The sequence below is a fragment of the Burkholderia sp. A9 genome, from assembly GCF_000801975.1.
Window position 1 is genome coordinate 38,648 of sequence record NZ_JSZN01000012.1, and the last position, 18,867, is coordinate 57,514.

18 protein-coding genes and 1 tRNA gene are annotated in these 18,867 nt (G+C 64.2%); 3 read left to right on the forward strand and 16 right to left on the reverse strand.

Annotated elements, in window-relative coordinates:
- The first annotated feature begins 279 nt into the window (after positions 1 to 279).
- Positions 280 to 2,490, forward strand: a complete 2,211-nt coding sequence (locus PI86_RS06630) for a lipoprotein (protein WP_039320113.1) — start codon at positions 280 to 282, stop codon at positions 2,488 to 2,490.
- 78 nt (positions 2,491 to 2,568) lie between these two features.
- On the opposite strand, the gene PI86_RS06635 is transcribed toward PI86_RS06630, so the two are convergent.
- The 14 genes from PI86_RS06635 to PI86_RS06700 form a co-directional block, all read right to left on the reverse strand.
- Entirely contained in the window at positions 2,569 to 2,982 is a 414-nt protein-coding gene (locus PI86_RS06635) for a MerR family transcriptional regulator (RefSeq protein ID WP_014897233.1), read from the reverse strand.
- A gap of 62 nt (positions 2,983 to 3,044) precedes the next feature.
- Positions 3,045 to 3,431 (reverse strand): integration host factor subunit alpha, encoded by a 387-nt coding sequence (locus tag PI86_RS06640; RefSeq protein WP_006486093.1) that lies wholly within the window; start codon positions 3,429 to 3,431, stop codon positions 3,045 to 3,047.
- Positions 3,432 to 3,503: 72 nt separating this feature from the next.
- On the reverse strand, positions 3,504 to 5,933 hold the full coding sequence (pheT, locus tag PI86_RS06645) for a phenylalanine--tRNA ligase subunit beta (RefSeq protein WP_039320117.1): 2,430 nt from the start codon (positions 5,931 to 5,933) through the stop codon (positions 3,504 to 3,506).
- A 96-nt stretch (positions 5,934 to 6,029) separates the two neighbouring features.
- Positions 6,030 to 7,043, reverse strand: coding sequence for a phenylalanine--tRNA ligase subunit alpha (pheS, locus tag PI86_RS06650; protein WP_014897235.1), 1,014 nt, complete (start codon positions 7,041 to 7,043; stop codon positions 6,030 to 6,032).
- A 148-nt stretch (positions 7,044 to 7,191) separates the two neighbouring features.
- A complete protein-coding gene (rplT, locus tag PI86_RS06655) occupies positions 7,192 to 7,551 on the reverse strand; it encodes a 50S ribosomal protein L20 (RefSeq protein ID WP_004192938.1) in 360 nt (119 codons plus the stop codon).
- Between the two features lie 30 nt (positions 7,552 to 7,581).
- Positions 7,582 to 7,779, reverse strand: coding sequence for a 50S ribosomal protein L35 (gene rpmI / locus PI86_RS06660; RefSeq protein WP_004191477.1), 198 nt, complete (start codon positions 7,777 to 7,779; stop codon positions 7,582 to 7,584).
- A 190-nt stretch (positions 7,780 to 7,969) separates the two neighbouring features.
- Positions 7,970 to 8,494, reverse strand: coding sequence for a translation initiation factor IF-3 (infC, locus tag PI86_RS06665; RefSeq protein ID WP_080599380.1), 525 nt, complete (start codon positions 8,492 to 8,494; stop codon positions 7,970 to 7,972).
- A gap of 49 nt (positions 8,495 to 8,543) precedes the next feature.
- Positions 8,544 to 10,451 carry a threonine--tRNA ligase gene (gene thrS, locus PI86_RS06670; RefSeq protein ID WP_014897236.1) on the reverse strand — a complete coding sequence of 636 codons (1,908 nt, stop codon included), beginning with the start codon at positions 10,449 to 10,451 and terminating at the stop codon, positions 8,544 to 8,546.
- Between the two features lie 271 nt (positions 10,452 to 10,722).
- Positions 10,723 to 10,799: transfer RNA gene (locus PI86_RS06675), tRNA-Val, on the reverse strand.
- 96 nt (positions 10,800 to 10,895) lie between these two features.
- Positions 10,896 to 13,130, reverse strand: coding sequence for a RelA/SpoT family protein (locus PI86_RS06680; protein ID WP_014897237.1), 2,235 nt, complete (start codon positions 13,128 to 13,130; stop codon positions 10,896 to 10,898).
- 39 nt (positions 13,131 to 13,169) lie between these two features.
- A complete protein-coding gene (locus PI86_RS06685; RefSeq protein ID WP_014897238.1) occupies positions 13,170 to 13,523 on the reverse strand; it encodes a RidA family protein in 354 nt (117 codons plus the stop codon).
- Positions 13,524 to 13,604: 81 nt separating this feature from the next.
- A complete protein-coding gene (locus PI86_RS06690) occupies positions 13,605 to 14,501 on the reverse strand; it encodes an alpha/beta fold hydrolase (RefSeq protein ID WP_014897239.1) in 897 nt (298 codons plus the stop codon).
- Between the two features lie 210 nt (positions 14,502 to 14,711).
- A complete protein-coding gene (locus tag PI86_RS06695) occupies positions 14,712 to 15,353 on the reverse strand; it encodes a CoA transferase subunit B (protein WP_039320124.1) in 642 nt (213 codons plus the stop codon).
- A gap of 1 nt (position 15,354) precedes the next feature.
- A complete protein-coding gene (locus tag PI86_RS06700; RefSeq protein WP_014897241.1) occupies positions 15,355 to 16,059 on the reverse strand; it encodes a CoA transferase subunit A in 705 nt (234 codons plus the stop codon).
- A gap of 223 nt (positions 16,060 to 16,282) precedes the next feature.
- Here PI86_RS06700 and PI86_RS06705 point away from each other — a divergent pair, with 223 nt between their 5' ends.
- Entirely contained in the window at positions 16,283 to 16,828 is a 546-nt protein-coding gene (locus PI86_RS06705) for a LuxR C-terminal-related transcriptional regulator (protein ID WP_014897242.1), read from the forward strand.
- 105 nt (positions 16,829 to 16,933) lie between these two features.
- Here PI86_RS06705 and PI86_RS06710 read toward each other — a convergent pair whose 3' ends face one another.
- Positions 16,934 to 17,365, reverse strand: a complete 432-nt coding sequence (locus tag PI86_RS06710) for an acyl-CoA thioesterase (RefSeq protein WP_039320126.1) — start codon at positions 17,363 to 17,365, stop codon at positions 16,934 to 16,936.
- Between the two features lie 32 nt (positions 17,366 to 17,397).
- A complete protein-coding gene (locus tag PI86_RS06715; RefSeq protein ID WP_039320127.1) occupies positions 17,398 to 18,174 on the reverse strand; it encodes an SDR family oxidoreductase in 777 nt (258 codons plus the stop codon).
- Positions 18,175 to 18,352: 178 nt separating this feature from the next.
- On the opposite strand from PI86_RS06715, the gene PI86_RS06720 reads away from it, so the two are divergent.
- Positions 18,353 to 18,867: NAD(P)/FAD-dependent oxidoreductase (locus PI86_RS06720; RefSeq protein ID WP_039320129.1), on the forward strand; the 515-nt coding region annotated here is incomplete at its 3' end.

Here is an 18,867-nt window from a genome sequence, read left to right on the forward strand (position 1 = left end):
GCTCCTCGCCACGAAACCCGCGCGAACCGGGACTGACGCGGGTTTGCCGATCCTGCCGCCGATGCCGCCTCCGCTTCGACTGAAACCAAACGACCGTTTGATCTTGTCGCCCCGCCGCCGCGAATCCGTTGTCCCGTCTCCCGCCGGCCGGTCTTGCGCCGCCTCCCGCTGTTTGGTAACGCCGCTCTAGCACGCTATGACACACTGCACGGCATCGACACCCGCGCCGTGCATTGGCCGTGTGCGCGCGTCGATCACGACAAGACATGGAGACAGACGATGCGGAATGCGGTCCGGCGCGGCCATCGCTCGCCTTTGGCAATTTTCGACTGGAGATCCGGCCCGCGACGCGCGGCCGCCTCGGGTTCACTCGGCACCTCCCGTGCGCTCGGCTGCAGTGCACTTGCGCTCGCGCTGCTCTGCACCGGCTGCGCGGAACCGGCCGCGCAGCGCGACGGCAACGCGTCGATCGCATCGACGAAGATCGAACGCGCGAAGGCGGAACGCCTCGCCCATGAACAGCAGATCGCACGCGCCGTGCCGTCGCTCGCGTCGATCAGCCTCACGCAACCGCGTCCGTTCACGCTGCGCGACTCGGGGCAGAACGGCGCGATGACGTTCCTGCGCGACGTCGATTTCCGCATCGTCAACAACCTCGGCTTCTTCATCCACCAGTTGTCCGCGACACTCGTGCCGACGCAGGCCGGCGCGCCGATCGTGTTCGACGATCCGACGAGCTTCGAGATCGACGTGCACGAAGGCATGGTCACGCTCGACGACGCGAAGCTGACCGCGCTCTTCAACACCTACATCTTCGGCTACCGTAACGCGCCGCTGCGCAAGCTCGCCGTCTCGGCTGGTGACGGGGTGATCCATCTGCAAGGCGAGATGCAGCGCGACGGCTGGGTGCCGTTCTCGCTGACCGGCACGCTCGCGGTCCGCGACGGCAGCCAGCTCGTGTTCCACCCGACCGGCGTGCGCGTGTCGGGCATCAACGCGCAGGCGGTGATGCGCGCAGCCAACGTGAAGATGGCCGATCTGCTGAAGGTCGAGACGCCGATCGCACGGCTCGCCGGCGACGACCTCGTGATGTCGGTCGACAAGCTGATGCCGCCGCCGCGGCTGAAGATCAGGATCACCGCGCTGCGCGTGACCCCCGCCGGCCTCGACCTGACGCTCGATGACGGCTCGCACGCCGGCTTCGCGTTGCCCGCGAACGCGCCGCAACAGGCGATGTACATCCGCGGCGGCGACGTGAAGTTCATGCGCTCGATGCCGATGAACGCCGACATCCTGATCGGCCCCGTCGATCCGGCGAAGCGCGACCAGAATTTCGTGTTCGACCTGTATCACTATCGCGACCAGGTATCGGCCGGCTATTTCAATTTCGACGAACGCGGCGCAATGGCGATCCGCATGCCGTCGTACGCGGGGCCTGCAAGCGGTGCCCCGCTCGGCAATGCGGCAGCTCGGCTGAACGACAGCTTCCTCGCCGCGCAGCAGAACGTGTTGCGCGATTCACGCCAGCATTGGGAAGCATTTGCGCTCGCGGCCAGCGCACCGCAGCCCGGCATGCAGAAAGTCGCGATACGACGCACGCCGACCACGCCGTTCAACGAACGCCACGTGTCGAACCGCAATCCGACGATCCATCTGCACAACGTCGACTTCAACCTGTCCGGCGACATCGGCTTCCATGTTGAGGATCTCGACGTCCAGATGATCGCGAAGCGGCCTGGCGAACCCGTCGACCTCGACGATCCGAACCAGTACGACATCCGCATTCTGGGCGGCACGGTCGTCGAATCGTGGAAGGCGATGTCCGCGCTCTTCAACAACTATCTGCTCGACTACTCGCCGCGCTCGCTGAACGACCTGCAATTGAGCGCGGATGGCCAGGACCTGCGTGTCCAGGGCGGCATCAAGCTCTGGAACCATGTGCCCGGCGTGTGGCTGCCGACCGACATGAAGGGCTCGCTCTCGGTGCTCGACGACCGGCACCTCGCATTCAAGCCGTCGCAGGTGTCGGTGCTCGGCATCCCGCAGGCGCAGCTACTGCGCTCGCTCGGCATCGAGCTCGCGTCGCTGACGCCGCTGCAGCGCCGCGGCGCGGAACTGCGCGGCGACGCGCTCGTGCTCGACCAGTACACGGTGTTTCCGCCGCCGATCCTGAACGGCAAGCTCGGCCACGCGACGGTCGAACGCGACGGGCTGCGCCTCACGTTTCGGCGCGCCGCCGACGTGCCCGTGCCGAAGCAGCCGCAAATCGACGCGTCGAGCTACATGTGGATGGAGGGCGGCGACATGAAGATGTTCAATGTGCTCGAACTGAACGTGCGCGCGTTGATCCGGAATTCGGCCGAGGCCGGCCCAATGCGTTTCGACCTGTACGGCTACCGCAGCCAGGTCGCGCAGGGTTCGGTGCGGATGCTGCCGGACGGCACGCTCGTCGTCGACATGGGCAAGCCGAATCCGCTCGCAGCGCGCTGACGTGCATCGCCCGCCTGCATGAAAAAAGCCCGGTGGCGCTTCGCCAACCGGGCTCATTCTGCTATTCGCGCGTCGCGCTCAGTCGTGCTTCAGTCCGTCGATCACATCGAGAAGCGCCTGTCGCAATGCGATCACGTCGACCGCTGCACCCGGCTTGCCCGGCGCACGCACATCGGCGACCGGCACGTCGGGCTCGACCGGTGCTGCGGCGGCACGTTCGCCGCCCGGCGAATCGAGCCGGTTGCGCGCCCCGTTGATCGTGAACCCCTGTTCGTACAGCAACTCGCGAATCCGCCGGATCAGCAGCACTTCGTGGTGCTGATAATACCGGCGATTGCCGCGCCGCTTCACCGGCCGCAACTGCGTGAATTCCTGTTCCCAGTAACGCAGCACGTGCGGCTTGACCCCACACAGTTCGCTGACTTCGCCGATCGTGAAGTAGCGCTTCGCGGGAATCGGAGGCAAGACGACTTTCTCAACCGTAGTGGTCATCGTCGGTTAACCGTCGGTAAAGGGTGCGCGGCGGCCGCGCGGAGACCTCAGCGCGCGGAGCCTTACTCCGCGCCGTTTTCGACCAGCGCCTTCAGCTTCTGGCTCGCGTGGAAGGTTACCACCCGGCGGGCCGCGATCGGGATCGCCTCGCCCGTCTTCGGATTACGACCCGGACGCTGCGGCTTGTCGCGCAACTGGAAGTTGCCGAACCCCGACAGCTTGACGCTTTCACCGTTTTCGAGCGCGTCGCGGATCACTTCGAAAAACGCCTCGACCATGTCCTTCGCTTCACGCTTGTTCAGCCCGACGCTGTCGAACAGCAGCTCCGCCAGTTCCGCTTTCGTCAGCGTCGGCGTCTCGGTGGACGCCGGCGCCGAAGCGTCGCGGTTCATGGCGCTGCGTTGCGCCGTCAGGAGGGCTTCGAATTCACTCGAGGTCATGTCGTTCATATCTGCCATACAGCGCGTTAAACCAAAACTTACGATGGGGAAAAGCCACCCGCGAACGGGCGGCCCCTCTCCTTAGCCGCGCAGGCGCGCACCGGCACGAGCCATCCGCTCGACCAGCGTCTGGATCGCCTGATCGACGACCTCGTCCTGTAGCGTGCCAGCCGCATCCTGCAGCGTCACGCGGAAGGCAAGGCTCTTCTCGTGCGCGGCAAGACCACCGGAAGTATTTGATTTTGCACGAAATTCGTCGAAGAGTACAACCTTCTGAACGAATCGGCAGGCGTCCTCGGCCAGCGCCTTCTTCATTTCGTCGAAAAGTGCCTGAACCTCGACCGCTTGATCGACCACGACGGCGATATCGCGACGCACCGGCGGGAATTTCGACACGTCGGTCGGTGCCGGCAGCGCACGTGCGATCAGCGCGTCGGCGTCGATTTCGAACATCACCGGCGCATGCGGCAGCTCGTACTTCTGCATCAGGCGCGGATGCAGCTCGCCGATCCAGCCGACTGCGCGGCCATCGACTTCGATGCGTGCGCTGCGGCCCGGATGGAGGGCCGGATGCTCGGCCTTCACGAAGCGCGCGGCGGCCGGCGCGAGCAGCGCCTCGAGATCGCCCTTCACGTCGAAGAAATCGACCGCACGGGTTGCCACGCCCCACTGCTCGTCGACTGCCGGGCCGTATGCGAGCGCGCCGACCCGCTTCGGCTGCGTGTAGCCTTCGACGGTCAGCTCGCCAGCCTTCACCGACGGATCGGCGAGGAACACCCGGCCCGTTTCGAACACGCGCACGCGATCCGCGCGACGGTTCAGGTTGTGGCGCAGCACCGAGATCAGGCTGCCGAACAACGTCGTGCGCATCACCGACAGCTGGCTCGCGATCGGGTTCAGCAGGCGGATCGGGTTGTCGTTGCCGGCGAAGTCGTGCTCCCACTCCGCATCGACGAAGCTGAAGTTGACCGTTTCCGCATAGTCGCGTGCCGCCAGCGCATGACGGATGTCATGGATCGAACGCTGCGTCTCGTTGGTCGCGCGCATCTCGCTCGTCGCGACCGGCGGACGCGCCGGAATCCTCTCGAAGCCGTAAATGCGCGCGACTTCCTCGATCAGGTCTTCCTCGATCTCGATGTCGAAGCGGTGCGACGGCGGCGTGACCAGGAATGCGTCGTCGGCACGCTCGAACGGCAGGCGCAGGCGCGTGAAGATGTCCGCGATCTCGTCGGCGTCGATCTTCACGCCGATGATGCGGTTGGCGCGCGACACGCGCATCTTCACCGGTGCGCGCTGCGGCAGGTTCACCGCCTGGTCGTCGACCGGGCCGGCCTTGCCGCCGCAGATCTCGAGAATCAGCTGCGTGATGCGCTCGACGTGCTCGACGGTCGTCGCATAGTCGACGCCGCGCTCGAAGCGATGGGCCGCATCGGTCGAGAAGTTGTACTTGCGCGCACGGCCGCGGATGCTGTCCGGCCACCAGAACGCGGCTTCCAGGTAGATGTTGGTCGTGTCGAGCGTGACGGCCGTGCTGTCGCCGCCCATGATGCCCGCGAGGCTTTCGACCTGACGGTCGTCCGAAATCACGCCAACCGTTTCGTCGAGTTCGACCGTGTTGCCGTTCAGCAGCTTCAGCGACTCGCCGCGCTTGCCCCAGCGCACCTCGATGCCGCCGTGGATCTTGTCCAGATCGAACACGTGCGACGGACGGCCGAGCTCGAACATCACGTAGTTCGAGATATCGACGAGCGCCGACACGCTGCGCTGGCCCGATCGCTCGAGGCGCTCGACCATCCATTGCGGCGTCTTCGCATGCGCGTTCACGCCGCGGATCACGCGACCCGAGAAGCGGCCGCACAGATCGGGCGCAGCGATGCGCACGGGGAGCGTCTCGTCGAGCTCGACGCGCACCGGACGGATGTCGACCGGCGTCAGCGGAGCGCCGGTGATCGCGGCCGTCTCGCGCGCGATGCCGAACACCGACAGGCAGTCGGCCTTGTTCGGTGTCAGCTTGATTTCGAAGATCGTGTCGTCGAGATTGAGCGTGTCGCGGATGTCCTGGCCAACTGGCGTGTCTTGCGGCAGGATCAGCAGGCCGCTGTGGTCCTCGGACAGCTTCAGCTCGCGCGCCGAGCACAGCATCCCCTGGCTCTCCACGCCGCGCAGCTTCGACAGCTTGATCGCGAACGGCTTGCCGCCCTCTTCTGCCGGCGGCAGTTCCGCGCCGACCAGCGCGACCGGCACCTTGATGCCGGGCGCCACGTTGGGTGCGCCGCACACGATATTCAGCGTCGCGCCGGTGCCGGCGTCGACCTGGCAGACATTGAGCTTGTCCGCATCCGGATGCTTGACGACTTCGAGCACGCGACCGACGACGATCTTCGACGTCGGCGGCGCAGCCTTGCTCAGCGATTCGACTTCGAGCCCCGCCATCGTCAGCGCGTGCGACAGTTCGTCGGTCGTCAGCTGCGGGTCGACAAAGGTTCTCAACCAGGATTCAGGGAATTGCATGGATGTCTACGTTCGAAACAGGTTAGATCGACGCCCGGGCCCCGTCGGAAACGTCCGGCGGGGCGTGCGCGGGCACATGTCGGCGCGGCGCTTGCGTTAGGCGAACTGGCGCAGGAAACGCAGATCGTTCTCGAAGAACAGCCGGAGATCCTGGACGCCGTAGCGCAGCATCGTCAGGCGCTCGAGGCCGCTGCCGAACGCGAAGCCGATGTAGCGCTCGGGATCGAGGCCCATGTTGCGGATCACGGTCGGATGCACCTGCCCCGAGCCGGAGATCTCGAGCCATTTGCCGGCGTTCTTGCCGTGCTCGAACATCATGTCGATCTCGGCCGACGGTTCCGTGAACGGGAAATACGACGGACGGAAGCGCACGAGGATGTCGTCGCGCTCGAAGAATTTCTTCAGGAAATCGGTATAGACGCCCTTGAGGTCGGCGAAGCTGATGTTTTCGTCGATCCACAGCCCCTCGACCTGATTGAACATCGGCGAGTGGGTCGCATCGCTGTCGACGCGATACGTGCGGCCCGGCGCGATCACCTTGATCGGCGGACGGTTCATGCGCGCGTAACGCACCTGCATCGGGCTCGTGTGCGTTCGCAGCAGCAGCTGGCGGCCGTCGGCATCCTTGCCTTCGACGTAGAAGGTGTCCTGCATCGAACGCGCCGGATGGTTCTCCGGGCTGTTCAGCGACGTGAAGTTGTACCAGTCGGTCTCGATTTCGGGACCGTCGGCCACGTCGAAGCCGATCGAGCGGAAAATCTGTTCGACGCGCTCCCAGGTGCGCATCACGGGGTGCAGGCTGCCTGCACCGGCGCCGCGGCCCGGCAGCGTGACGTCGATTGCCTCGGCCGCGAGGCGCTGGTTCAGCAGCGCGTCGGCGAGCGCCTGGCGACGTGCGGTCAGCGCGGCTTCAACCTGCTGCTTCACGACGTTGATGCGTGCGCCTTCGGTCTTGCGTGCTTCGGGATCGAGCTTGCCGAGGCCCTTGAGCAACTCGGTCAGCGCACCCGACTTGCCGAGAAATCGTGCTTTCTCGTTTTCGAGCGTGGTGATGTCGGCAGCCTGTTCGAAGGACTGCTGCGCGTCGGCGACAATCTGGTCCAGATCCATAGATCCCATCATTTCCAACGTCATTCGATCTTGGCGTGCGAAATCGCCCACCAAACAAAAAAGGGGCTCGGAAGAGCCCCGTTTTCGCTGCAGCGGCCGAGACTACCGGAACGTCGCTGCAACTAACCACGCAGTGCTAATTTCGCAATTAGGCTGCAACGGCGGCTTTCACCTGCTTGACGATCGCAGCAAAAGCAGCCTTGTCGAACACCGCCATGTCGGCCAGGACCTTACGGTCGAGTTCGATCGACGCCTTCTTCAGGCCGTTGATGAACACGCTGTAGGTCATGTCGTGCTGGCGAACTGCCGCGTTGATACGCGTGATCCACAGTGCGCGGAACACACGCTTCTTGTTGCGGCGATCGCGGTACGCGTACTGACCAGCCCGCATCACCGCCTGCTTGGCGATGCGGTAGACGTTATTGCGACGGCCGCGATAACCCTTGGCCAGGTTGATGATCTTCTTGTGGCGGGCCCGTGCGGTTACCCCACGTTTGACTCGAGGCATGTTTCTCTCCTTAGAGTATCAGTTGAGGGGTTACGCGAACGGCAGCATCGCGCGGACGGAGTTCAGATCGGAATCATGAACTGCCGTTGCGCCGCGCAGGTGACGCTTGTTCTTCGTGGTTTTCTTGGTCAGGATGTGACGCTTGAAGGCTTGACCGCGCTTGACGGTACCGCCCGGACGCACCACGAAGCGCTTTGCAGCACTCTTCTTGGTCTTCATCTTAGGCATGACGAACAACTCCAGTTTATTAGATGGCGATGGGTGTGCGGTTGGCTTGCGCCCTTGACCCGCCCTTCGAAACCCAGTCCACTTGTGTACGGCGAACCGCTTGCGCAGCCGCCGTCATTGCTGGCACGTCGCCCTGACCGGGCAACGCGCCGAACCACTGTCGAACCTGCGCGGCAAGCGCGCGGGCCCGTTACTTCTTTTTCTTCGGCGAGAGCACCATGATCATCTGGCGCCCTTCCATCTTCGGCATCTGCTCGACCTGGCCGACTTCCTCGAGATCCGTGCGCAGACGCTCAAGCATCCGCATACCGATCTCCTGGTGAGCCATTTCGCGACCGCGGAAACGCAACGTGATCTTCGTCTTGTCGCCCTCTTCGAGGAAGCGCACGAGGTTGCGAAGCTTGACGTTGTAGTCACCGTCATCGGTACCCGGGCGGAACTTGACTTCCTTGACCTGGATGACCTTCTGCTTCAGCTTCGCTTCGTGCTGCTTCTTCGATTCCTGGTACTTGAACTTGCCGTAATCCATCAGACGGCAAACCGGGGGAACCGCTTGCGGCGCGATTTCCACCAGGTCAACATCCAGTTCTTCCGATTTACGGAAAGCATCAGCGAGTTTTACGATACCGAGCGGTTCGTTCTCGAGCCCGACCAGACGCACTTCCGGCGCAGTGATTTCACCGTTGATGCGATGCGACGACTTATCAGTAGCGATGTTACGTTTCCTCTAAAAATTAAAAAAACGAGCCGCGCTGCCAGGGCGGTTACTTGAACGAGCGCAGGTCTTCCTGCAGACGCTCAACGAAGGCTTCGACCGGCATAACGCCAAGGTCGACGCCGCCACGGGCACGCACGGCTACCGTTTGCGCATCACGCTCCTTATCACCCACGACGAGGAGATAAGGCACCTTTTCCAGCGTGTGCTCGCGTATTTTATAGCTAATCTTCTCGTTGCGCAAATCGGCCGCCACTCTAACCCCTTGTTTTTGCAACGTTTGGGCCAGAGATTGTGCATATTCGGCCTGACTTTCGGCGATATTGAGCACAATTGCCTGGAACGGCGCGAGCCAGGCCGGCATCGCGCCGGCATGGTGCTCGATCAGAATCCCCAGGAATCGCTCCATCGAACCGACGATCGCACGGTGCAGCATCACGGGCCGGCGGCGACTGTTGTCTTCAGCGACGTACTCGGCGCCGAGGCGCTCCGGCAGCACCATGTCGAGCTGCAGCGTGCCGCACTGCCACGAGCGGCCGAGCGCATCCTTGATGTGGTATTCGATCTTCGGGCCATAGAACGCACCCTCGCCCGGCAGCTCTTCCCACGACAGGCCGCACGCCGTCAGCGCGTCGCGCAGGCCCTGCTCGGCGCGATCCCACGTTTCGTCGGTGCCCGCACGCTGGTCAGGGCGCAGCGACAGCTTGATGTCGATGTGCTCGAACCCGAAATCCTTGTACACGCTCATCGCCAGCGTGTTGAACGCGATCGATTCGGAAATGAACTGCTCTTCCGTACAGAAGATGTGCGCATCGTCCTGCACGAAGCCGCGCACGCGCATCAGGCCATGCAGCGCGCCCGACGCTTCGTTGCGATGGCACGAACCGAATTCCGCGTAGCGCAGCGGCAGGTCGCGATACGAGCGCAGGCCGTGCTTGAACACCTGGACGTGACCCGGGCAGTTCATCGGCTTGATCGCGTAGTCGCGCTTCTCCGACTCCGTCGTGAACATGTTCTCGCGGTAGTTCTGCCAGTGGCCCGACGCTTCCCACAGCGAGCGGTCCATGATCATCGGCGTCTTGATCTCGAGATAGCCGGCGTCGTTCACGCGGCGGCGCATGTACTGCTCGACCTGCTGCCACAGCGCCCAGCCCTTCGGATGCCAGAACACCATGCCCGGCGACTCTTCCTGCATGTGGAACAGGTCGAGCTGCTTGCCGAGCTTGCGGTGGTCGCGCTTTTCCGCTTCCTCGAGCATGTGCAGGTATTGATCCTGGTCTTCCTTCTTCGTCCAGGCGGTACCGTAGATGCGCTGCAGCTGCTCGTTCTTCGAGTCGCCGCGCCAGTACGCGCCCGCGACCTTCATCAGCTTGAAGACCTTCAGCTTGCCGGTCGACGGCACGTGCGGGCCGCGGCACAGGTCGGTGAAGCCGCCGTGCGAGTACAGCTTGATTTCGTCGCTTTGCGGAATCGATTCGATGATCTCGGCCTTGTACTTCTCGCCGAGGCTGCGGAAATAGCCAGCCGCCTCGTCGCGCGACACGACGCGGCGCGTGACCGGCTCATCCTTCTTCACGAGTTCCTGCATGCGCTTTTCGATCTTTTCCAGATCTTCCGGCGTAAACGGACGGTTGTACGAGAAGTCGTAGTAGAAGCCGTTGTCGATCACCGGACCGATCGTCACCTGCGCATCCGGATACAGATCCTTCACAGCGTACGCGAGCAAGTGCGCGGTCGAGTGACGGATGATGTCGAGACCGTCGGCGTCCTTGTCCGTGACGATCGCGAGCGATGCGTCGCGATCGATCACCGTGGACGTATCGACGAGTTCGCCGTCGAGCTTGCCACCAAGCGCAGCCTTCGCAAGGCCGGGACCGATCGAGGCTGCAACCTCGGCAACTGTCACCGGATGCTCGTATTGTCGAACTGAGCCGTCAGGCAAGCGTATCGAAACCATAGCAATCTCCGTGATGCCGACAGTGGGCGGCAAACCAGGCACGCGATATAAAAGTCACGCGCGAAAATTTCGCGACAAAAAAAATGCGGCCCCGCTTTCGAGGGGCCGCATTCGATACTTCACTCAAACTGAAAGGGCGAAAACGTTCCTCGACTAGCGTCGCTCCGAAAAGGTTTCGGTCAACGTTCGCGGTGTCATAACCGTATTCGCCTTGTTCGCGTTGAGTTATTTACTGCATCGAACACCCGGAAACCGGGCATTCTCAATTCGTTGGTAGGCTCGATTGGACTCGAACCAACGACCCCCACCATGTCAAGGTGGTGCTCTAACCAGCTGAGCTACGAGCCTAGAGAAGCTAAGATTATATGGAGTTGACGCACGCTTGGCAAGTGTTTTTATGCGGTCGCAGCAAAATAACCGAGCTCCAACCCCATTACGGGAGCGTCACGCCTTGCGCCCCGCCCGCACGACGCCCGTCACTTCACCGAGCAGCGTGCACGCACGCTGCACCTGTGCCGAATTCGTCACCTCGACCGTGAACTGCATGAATGCCGCATTGCGGCGGCTCTGCGTCTTCACGCCCACCACGTTCATCTTCTCGCGCGCGAACACTTCGGAGATGTCGCGCAGCAATCCCTGCCGGTCGCTCGCCTCGATCATCAGGTCGACCGGATAGACGGACGCACCGCGTCCGCCCAGCACGTCGGCCGACCAGGTCGTCTGCAGCACGCGCTCCGGCGCGCGCTCGACCATCCGCCGGAACGTCGGACAGTCGCTGCGATGGATCGACATCCCCTTGCCGCGCGTCACGAAACCGCTGATCGGGTCGGGCGGCGCCGGACGGCAGCAGCGCGCAAGCTGGGTCAGCAGTGCATCGACGCCCACCACCAGCACGCCGGTCGACGCGCCGTGCGCGACGCTCGCCCCGCTGCTGCGCTTCTCGAAATCGGCGGGTGCCTCAGGCGCATGTTCGGGCGGCGGCGCATCGGAGAGCGCGTGCTCGACGTTGCGCAGGCTGAACTCTTCCTTGCCGACGACCGAGAACAATTCCTCGGGCGACTTGAAGCCGAGCTTCGTGGCGAGGTTGTCGAGGTTGACCGACGTCTTGCCCTCGCGCTGCAGCGTCTTTTCGACGAGCGCGCGGCCATGCGCGATGTTCTCTTCCTGCTCGATCGAGTTGAACCACGCACGCACCTTCTGTCGCGCGCGCGGGCTCTTCAGATAACCGAGCTGCAGGTTCAGCCAGTCGCGTGACGGCCCGCCCTCCTTCACCGCGACGATCTCGACCGTCTGGCCGTTCGCGAGCGACGTATTCAGCGGCACCATCACGCCGTCGACGCGCGCGCCGCGGCAACGATGGCCGAGCTCGCTGTGCAGGTGGTAGGCGAAATCGACCGGCGTCGCGCCCTGCGGCAGCGCGATCACGCGCGCCTGCGGCGTCAGCACGTAGATGTGGTCGTCGTCGAGCGACGTCTCGCGCAACTGCGCCCACGCCTTGTCGCCGGACACTTCGGCGCCGTCCTCGACGTCGTCCTTCCACGCGAGCAGCTGGCGCAGCCAGGCGATCTTCTCGTCGTACTTGTCGCTCGCCGAGAACTGACCGCCATAACCGCGCGCGCCCGCTTCCTTGTAGCGCCAGTGCGCGGCGACGCCATACTCGGCAAACCGGTGCATGTCCTGCGTGCGGATCTGCACTTCGAACGCACGGCCGTCGTCGCCGATCACGACCGTATGCAGCGACTTGTAGCCGTTCGGCTTCGGCCTCGAGATGTAGTCGTCGAATTCCTTCGGCACCGGCTGCCACAGGTGATGCACGATGCCGAGCACCGCGTAGCAATCCTTGATGTCAGGCACGATCACGCGGAATGCGCGCACGTCGTACAGCTCGGAGAAATCGAGCTCCTTGCCGCGCATCTTGCGCCAGATGCTGTAGATGTGCTTGGGCCGCCCGCTCACGTCGGCCGGGATGTGCGCTTCCGCCAGCTCGTGCTGCAACCGCTCGATCGCCTCCGCAACGTACGCCTCGCGTTCGATGCGCTTCTCGTCGAGCAGTTTGGCGATGCGTTTGTACGTGACCGGATCCTCGAAGCGGAACGCGAGATCCTCGAGCTCCCACTTCAGTTGCCAGATGCCGAGACGGTTCGCGAGCGGCGCGTAGATCTCGAGCGTCTCGCGCGCGACGTCGGGCGGCGGATCGATCTTCGCTGCCGCGTAGTAACGCAGCGACTGCAGCCGCGACGCAAGCCGGATCAGCACTACGCGGATGTCCTGCGCGAACGCGAGCAGCATCTTGCGCAGCGCCTCGATCTGCGTGCGCCGCTCTTCCGCTGCGTCGCGCCCGGTGTCGGGCTTCGCATTCTGCGCGGCGCGCAGGCTGACGGTGCCGAGCCGCAGCAGCTTGCGCACGTCGGCCACGAGCCGCGCGACCTCTTCGCCGAACCGCTCGGTCAGCTCGCGCCCGGGATCGCTCAGATGCGGCGTCAGCACGAACAGCGCGGCCGCCTGCATCGCGTGCGGATCGACGTTCAGCGTACGCATGATCGACGCCGTGCCCGCCGAGTGATCGGCGAGCAGCTCGCCCGACGACAGGCGCGCGTCGCCGGCCCGCTCGCGCACGAACGCGAGCACGTCGTCGAACGACGGCGCAGCGACGGAAGAAGCGGAAACGGACTCGGTCATCGCACGGCCTGGCGTATTGCGGTCATCGTGGTGCTTCGCTCAGCTCCGCTGCGCGGCGACGACGACGATCTCGACGAGCAGCGCCGGATCCGCGAGCTTCGCCTCGACGGTGGCGCGCGGCGGCGTGTTGCCCTGCGCGACCCACGCGTCCCACTCCGCGTTCATGCCTTCGAAGTTCGCGAGATCCGAAATGTAGATCTGCACCGACAGCAGATGCGCCTTGTCGCTGTTCGCTTCGGCGAGCAGGCGGTCGATGTGGCCGAGCACTTCGCGCGTCTGGCCCTTGATGTCCTGGGTGGTGTCTTCGGCGATCTGGCCGGCCAGATACACGGTACCGTTGTGGATCGCGGTTTCGGAGAGACGGGCCCCGACGTGGTGACGAATGACTGCCATGGAATGTTCCGGTCGTATGAGTGGGTGAAGAGTCGGCGACGACGCGGCCCGCGTGCCGCCGAACCGAATATTATGACGCGTTTATGCAACGCCTTCGACGAAAAACCGGCGTGCGAGCGCAATCTGGTCGGCACGGGTGAACGCCGGCGCATGACCCGCGCCCGGAATCTCGACCCGCGCCACATGCCGGCCGCGGCGCACCATCTCGGCGACGGTGTCGCGCGACAGCAGGTCGGAGCTTTCACCCCGCACGACGAGCAGCGACGCGTCCGTCGTCTCGATCGCGCGCCACAGCGCGGCCTCGCCGAGCGCGGCCAGTTCGGGCGTGGTCGCCTTGAACGGTTCGGCAATGCGCGGATCGTAGCGCATCGTCCAGTCGCCCTCGGGCAGTTCGCGCAGCAACGGCGCGTTGATCTCGCGCCACTCGTCGCCGGACAGCGCGCCGAACGGCAGCGACAGCGACGTCAGGTAGTCGATGCCTTCCTGCTCGGTCGCGAAGCGCGGCTGCACGCCGAGGTATTCGCCGATGCGCGTCAGCGAATCGGGCTCGATGCGCGGGCCGACGTCGTTGACGATCATCCGGCGCAGCGGCGAACCGGACAACCCGGCGAGCGCCATCCCGATCAGCCCGCCCATCGACGTGCCGAACCAGTCGACCGATTCGACGTCGAGCCGCGCGATCAGCGTCACCATGTCGGCCACATATTGCGGAATCGCGTAAAGCCGCGGGTCGGCGAGCCAGTCGGAGCGGCCGCGCCCGACGACGTCGGGGCAAACGACGCGATACGTATCGGACAGCGCGGCGGCAAGCCGGTCAAAATCGCGCCCCGAACGGGTCAGGCCGTGCACGCAGACCAGCACGCGCGGATTGGCGGGATCGCCCCATTCGGTATAGGCGACGTGGTGAAGGCCGGCGACGCTTGCACATTGCACGCGCCGCTGACGGGGAACCGGAGGATTCGCTGAGGTTGTTGGCATCGTTGGCATCCTGTCGAACGGGGGCGGCACGGCGGGACATCGCTTGTGTCCGCTTGTGCCGCCCGATGCAAACGATTGTAAACCGCTTCGCTCAGGCGAGTCGGCGCAACCGGGACGCGGATGCGCCGTTCACCCGCCACCAATGACAAACGCCCCGCGTGCCGTCGTCCGGCATGCGGGGCGCCGCAACCGCGCTCGCGCGCGGCGAACTTACGCGACCGCGCTCACATCGAGCGGCGCGCCGGTCTTCGTCTGGATTTCTTCCGCGCTGACACCGTCGGCAAGCTCGAGCACCTTCAGGCCGTCCGGCGTCACTTCGATCACGCCGAGATCGGTGATGATCAGGTCGACCACGCCGACACCCGTCAGCGGCAGGTTGCATTCGTCGAGAATCTTGTGCTGGTCGCCCTTCGCGACATGCTCCATCAGCACGACGACGCGCTTCACGCCCGCGACGAGATCCATCGCACCGCCCATCCCCTTGATCATCTTGCCGGGGATCATCCAGTTCGCGAGGTCGCCCTTCTTGCTGACCTGCATCGCGCCGAGGATCGCGAGGTTGATGTGGCCACCGCGGATCATCGCGAACGAATCGGCCGACGAGAAGATCGACGAGCCCGGCAGCGTCGTGACGGTCTGCTTGCCGGCGTTGATCAGGTCGGCGTCGACTTCGTCCTCGGTCGGCGACGGGCCGATACCGAGCAGGCCGTTCTCCGACTGCAGCCAGACTTCGACACCTTCCGGCACGTGGTTCGCGACGAGCGTCGGCAAGCCGATGCCGAGGTTCACGTAGAAGCCGTCCTGCAGTTCCTTCGCCGCGCGCGCGGCCATCTGGTCACGATTCCAGGCCATGTCAGTCTCCTTTCGCGCGTACGACGCGTTGTTCGATGCGTTTTTCAGGCGTCGCGTTCAGCACGATGCGCTGCACGAAGATCCCCGGCGTATGGACCTGGTCCGGATCGAGTTCGCCGTTCTCGACGATCTCCTCGACTTCCGCCACGGTGATCTTGCCCGCCATCGCACACATCGGGTTGAAGTTGCGCGCGGTGCGGCGATAGATCAGGTTGCCGGACTTGTCTGCTTTCCACGCCTTCACCAGCGCGACGTCGGCCGTCAGCGACGGCTCGAGCACGTACTGGCGATCGCCGAACTGGCGCGTTTCCTTGCCTTCCGCGATCACGGTGCCGTAGCCCGTGTTCGTGAAGAACGCGGGGATGCCGGCACCGCCCGCACGCAGCTTCTCGGCGAGCGTGCCCTGCGGCGTGAATTCGAGCTCGAGTTCGCCGGCCAGGTACTGGCGCTCGAACTCCTTGTTCTCGCCGACGTACGACGAGATCATCTTCTTGATCTGGCGCGTTTCCAGCAGCAGGCCGAGACCGAAGCCGTCGACGCCCGCATTGTTGCTGATGCAGGTGATGCCCTTGACGGCGGAATCGCGCAGTGCCGCGATCAGCGCCTCGGGAATCCCGCACAGGCCGAAGCCGCCCACCGCGAAGGTCTGTCCGTCGCGGACGATCCCTTCCAGCGCGGCAGCCGCGCCAGGATAGACTTTGTTCATCTGTTTGTCCCTTCCTCTATGGAAACCAGCAAAACCGGTTCACGCGCCCATTGGGCCGCAAGCCCGCCGCATCATTCTATGCATGCACGGCGATGCCTGCGTCGAGGCGCGCTGTTTTTATATCGCGACAAACCGCCGCGAGATGCCTGAAAGGGTACGATGTGGCGCCGATGCGGCACAATACGCAAAAATACATAAGCATTTGCCTCCGCTTGCCTGCACCATGCCCGCTCTCGATTACCAGACTGCCTTTCACCTCGCGCCGCTCGGCCTCGTGATGTCGCGCGACCGCGTGATCGAGGACTGCAACGACGCGCTCGCGTCGATCTTCCGCTGCACGCGGGCCGACCTGATCGGGAAATCGTACGAGGTGCTCTATCCGTCGCCGGACGAATTCCAGCGGATCGGCGAACGTATCTCGCGCGTGATGATCGCGAACGGCACCTACGCCGATGACAGAATCATGAAACGCGCCGACGGCGAGCTGTTCTGGTGCCACGTCACGGGCCGCGCGCTCGACCGCACCGCGCCGCTCGCGGCCGGCGTGTGGACCTTCGAGGACCTGAGCGCGACACGCCGGGTCGCCGTGGAACTGACACCGCGCGAACGCGAGATCGCCGCACAGCTCGCCACTGGCAAGACCAGCAAGCAGATCGGGCGCGTGCTCGACATCAGTTCGCGCACCGTCGACATCTACCGCGCACGGCTGATGCGCAAGTACGGCACGAACAACACGCCGGAACTGCTGCAGCGCCTGCTCGGCCAGTAAACGGCGCCCCCGGAATGACGATCGGCCGCATGTCGCGGCCGATTCGGGGCTACCCGGAAATGACGACACCCCGGCGCCCGGGCGCCGGCTTCGCCGCCGCGGCGCTCAGTCGACCTTCTCCGCGAGCGCGCGCTCGACCGTATCGCGCAGCAATTGCGGCAGCGGCACCGACTTGCCGAGCGCATAGTCGACCCATACGCAGCGTGCGTGGCCGCGTGCATAGACGTGCTGCGGATCGTCCGCACGCCTGAGCTCGAAACCCGTGTCGAGGCTGCTGCGGCCCGGCTTCGCGGCCGACATCCTGGCGATCACGTCGCCCGGATAATGCAGTTGCTTCAGGAACTCCATCGACGCCGTGACGATCACGGGCCCCTGCCCCTCGCCGTTGCCGCCCGCGATGCCGAGCTCCTCGAACCACGAGATGCGGGCCTGCTCCATGTAACGGAAATAGACCGTGTTGTTCACGTGGCCGAACGCATCCATGTCACCCCAGCGGATCGGCATCGACATCTCAAAAACAGGGGAATAATCACTCATTGCAGTCTTCTTGGTTACTGAACGTCATCCACTCAGGCGAGGGCGAAGCCGTCGTCGGCGGAGATAATCGAGCCATTGATGAACTGCGACTCGTCGGCCGCGAGCAGCAACAACAGCCCGTCGAGATCCTGCGACTTGCCGACTCGCCGACGCGGCAGCATCGACTCCAGCTTCTGGCCCTGCTCGGTTTCCCACAGGTAATGATTGATTTCGGTATCGATATAGCCCGGACAGATCGCGTTGACGTTGATCCCGTGGCGGCCCCATTCGAGGGCCATCGCGCGCGTCATCTGCACGACCGCCGACTTGCTCATCGCATACAGTCCGATCTGCGGAAACACGCGCAGACCGGCCACCGACGCGATGTTGATGATCCGGTACGGCGGCTTGCCGTTGCCGTTCGAGCGCATCATCATCCGCTTCGCGACTTCCTGCGCGACGAAAAACGCGCCGCGCGTGTTGGTGTCGAACACGAACTCGAAATCGGCCGGCGTCACGTCGACGAGCTTCTGCATCGTCGAGACGCCCGAATTGTTCACCAGGATGTCGATCGTGCCGGCTTCCGTCTCCGCATGCGCAACGGCTGCCTTGATGCTCTGCACGTCGGTGACATCGAGCGACACGACATGCGCGGCACCGCCCTCCGCCTCGATCTCCGCGCGCAATTCCTTCAGGCGCTCGACACGGCGGCTCGCGAGCACGACCTTCGCACCCGCCTGCGACAGTACCTGCGCAAAGCGCTGTCCGAGGCCGCTCGACGCGCCCGTGACCAGCGCAACCTTGCCTTCCAGATTGATCGATCGACCCATTGCACATCCCCTTTCGATGTCGTTTCGCCGCAGCGGGCACCCTGTCCCACGCAGCATAACCCTAGCACAAAAAATAGAACGACCGTGCTAATCTATCCGCATGCTGTTGCGGCAAGCGTTTCGTTTCGCGGACAATACGCTCCCGAATAAAAGCATTCTAACGGTTAGAGGAACGCCAATGACCCCCGCAAGCCTCATCGAGCAATACGGCCCGCGCGAATCGATGGAATACGACGTCGTGATCGTCGGCGGCGGCCCCGCCGGGCTGTCTGCCGCGATCCGGCTCAAGCAGCTGGCTGCCGAGAAAGGCACCGAGATCGGCGTGTGCGTGCTCGAGAAGGGTTCCGAGATCGGCGCGCACATCCTGTCGGGCGCGGTGATGGATCCGCGCGCGATCAACGAACTGTTCCCCGACTGGAAGGAACGCGGCGCGCCGCTCGACGTCGAGGTGACGGAAGACCGCTTCCTGTTCCTGTCCGAGAAGAGCGCGGTCACGACGCCCAACTGGGCGCTGCCCGCCAACTTCCAGAACCACGGCAACTACGTGATTTCGCTGGGCAACGTCACGCGCTGGCTTGGGGCACAGGCCGAAGCGCTCGGCGTCGAGATCTTCCCGGGCTTCCCCGCTGCGGAGATTCTCTACAACGACGACGGCTCGGTGAAAGGCGTCGCGACCGGCAACATGGGCGTGGG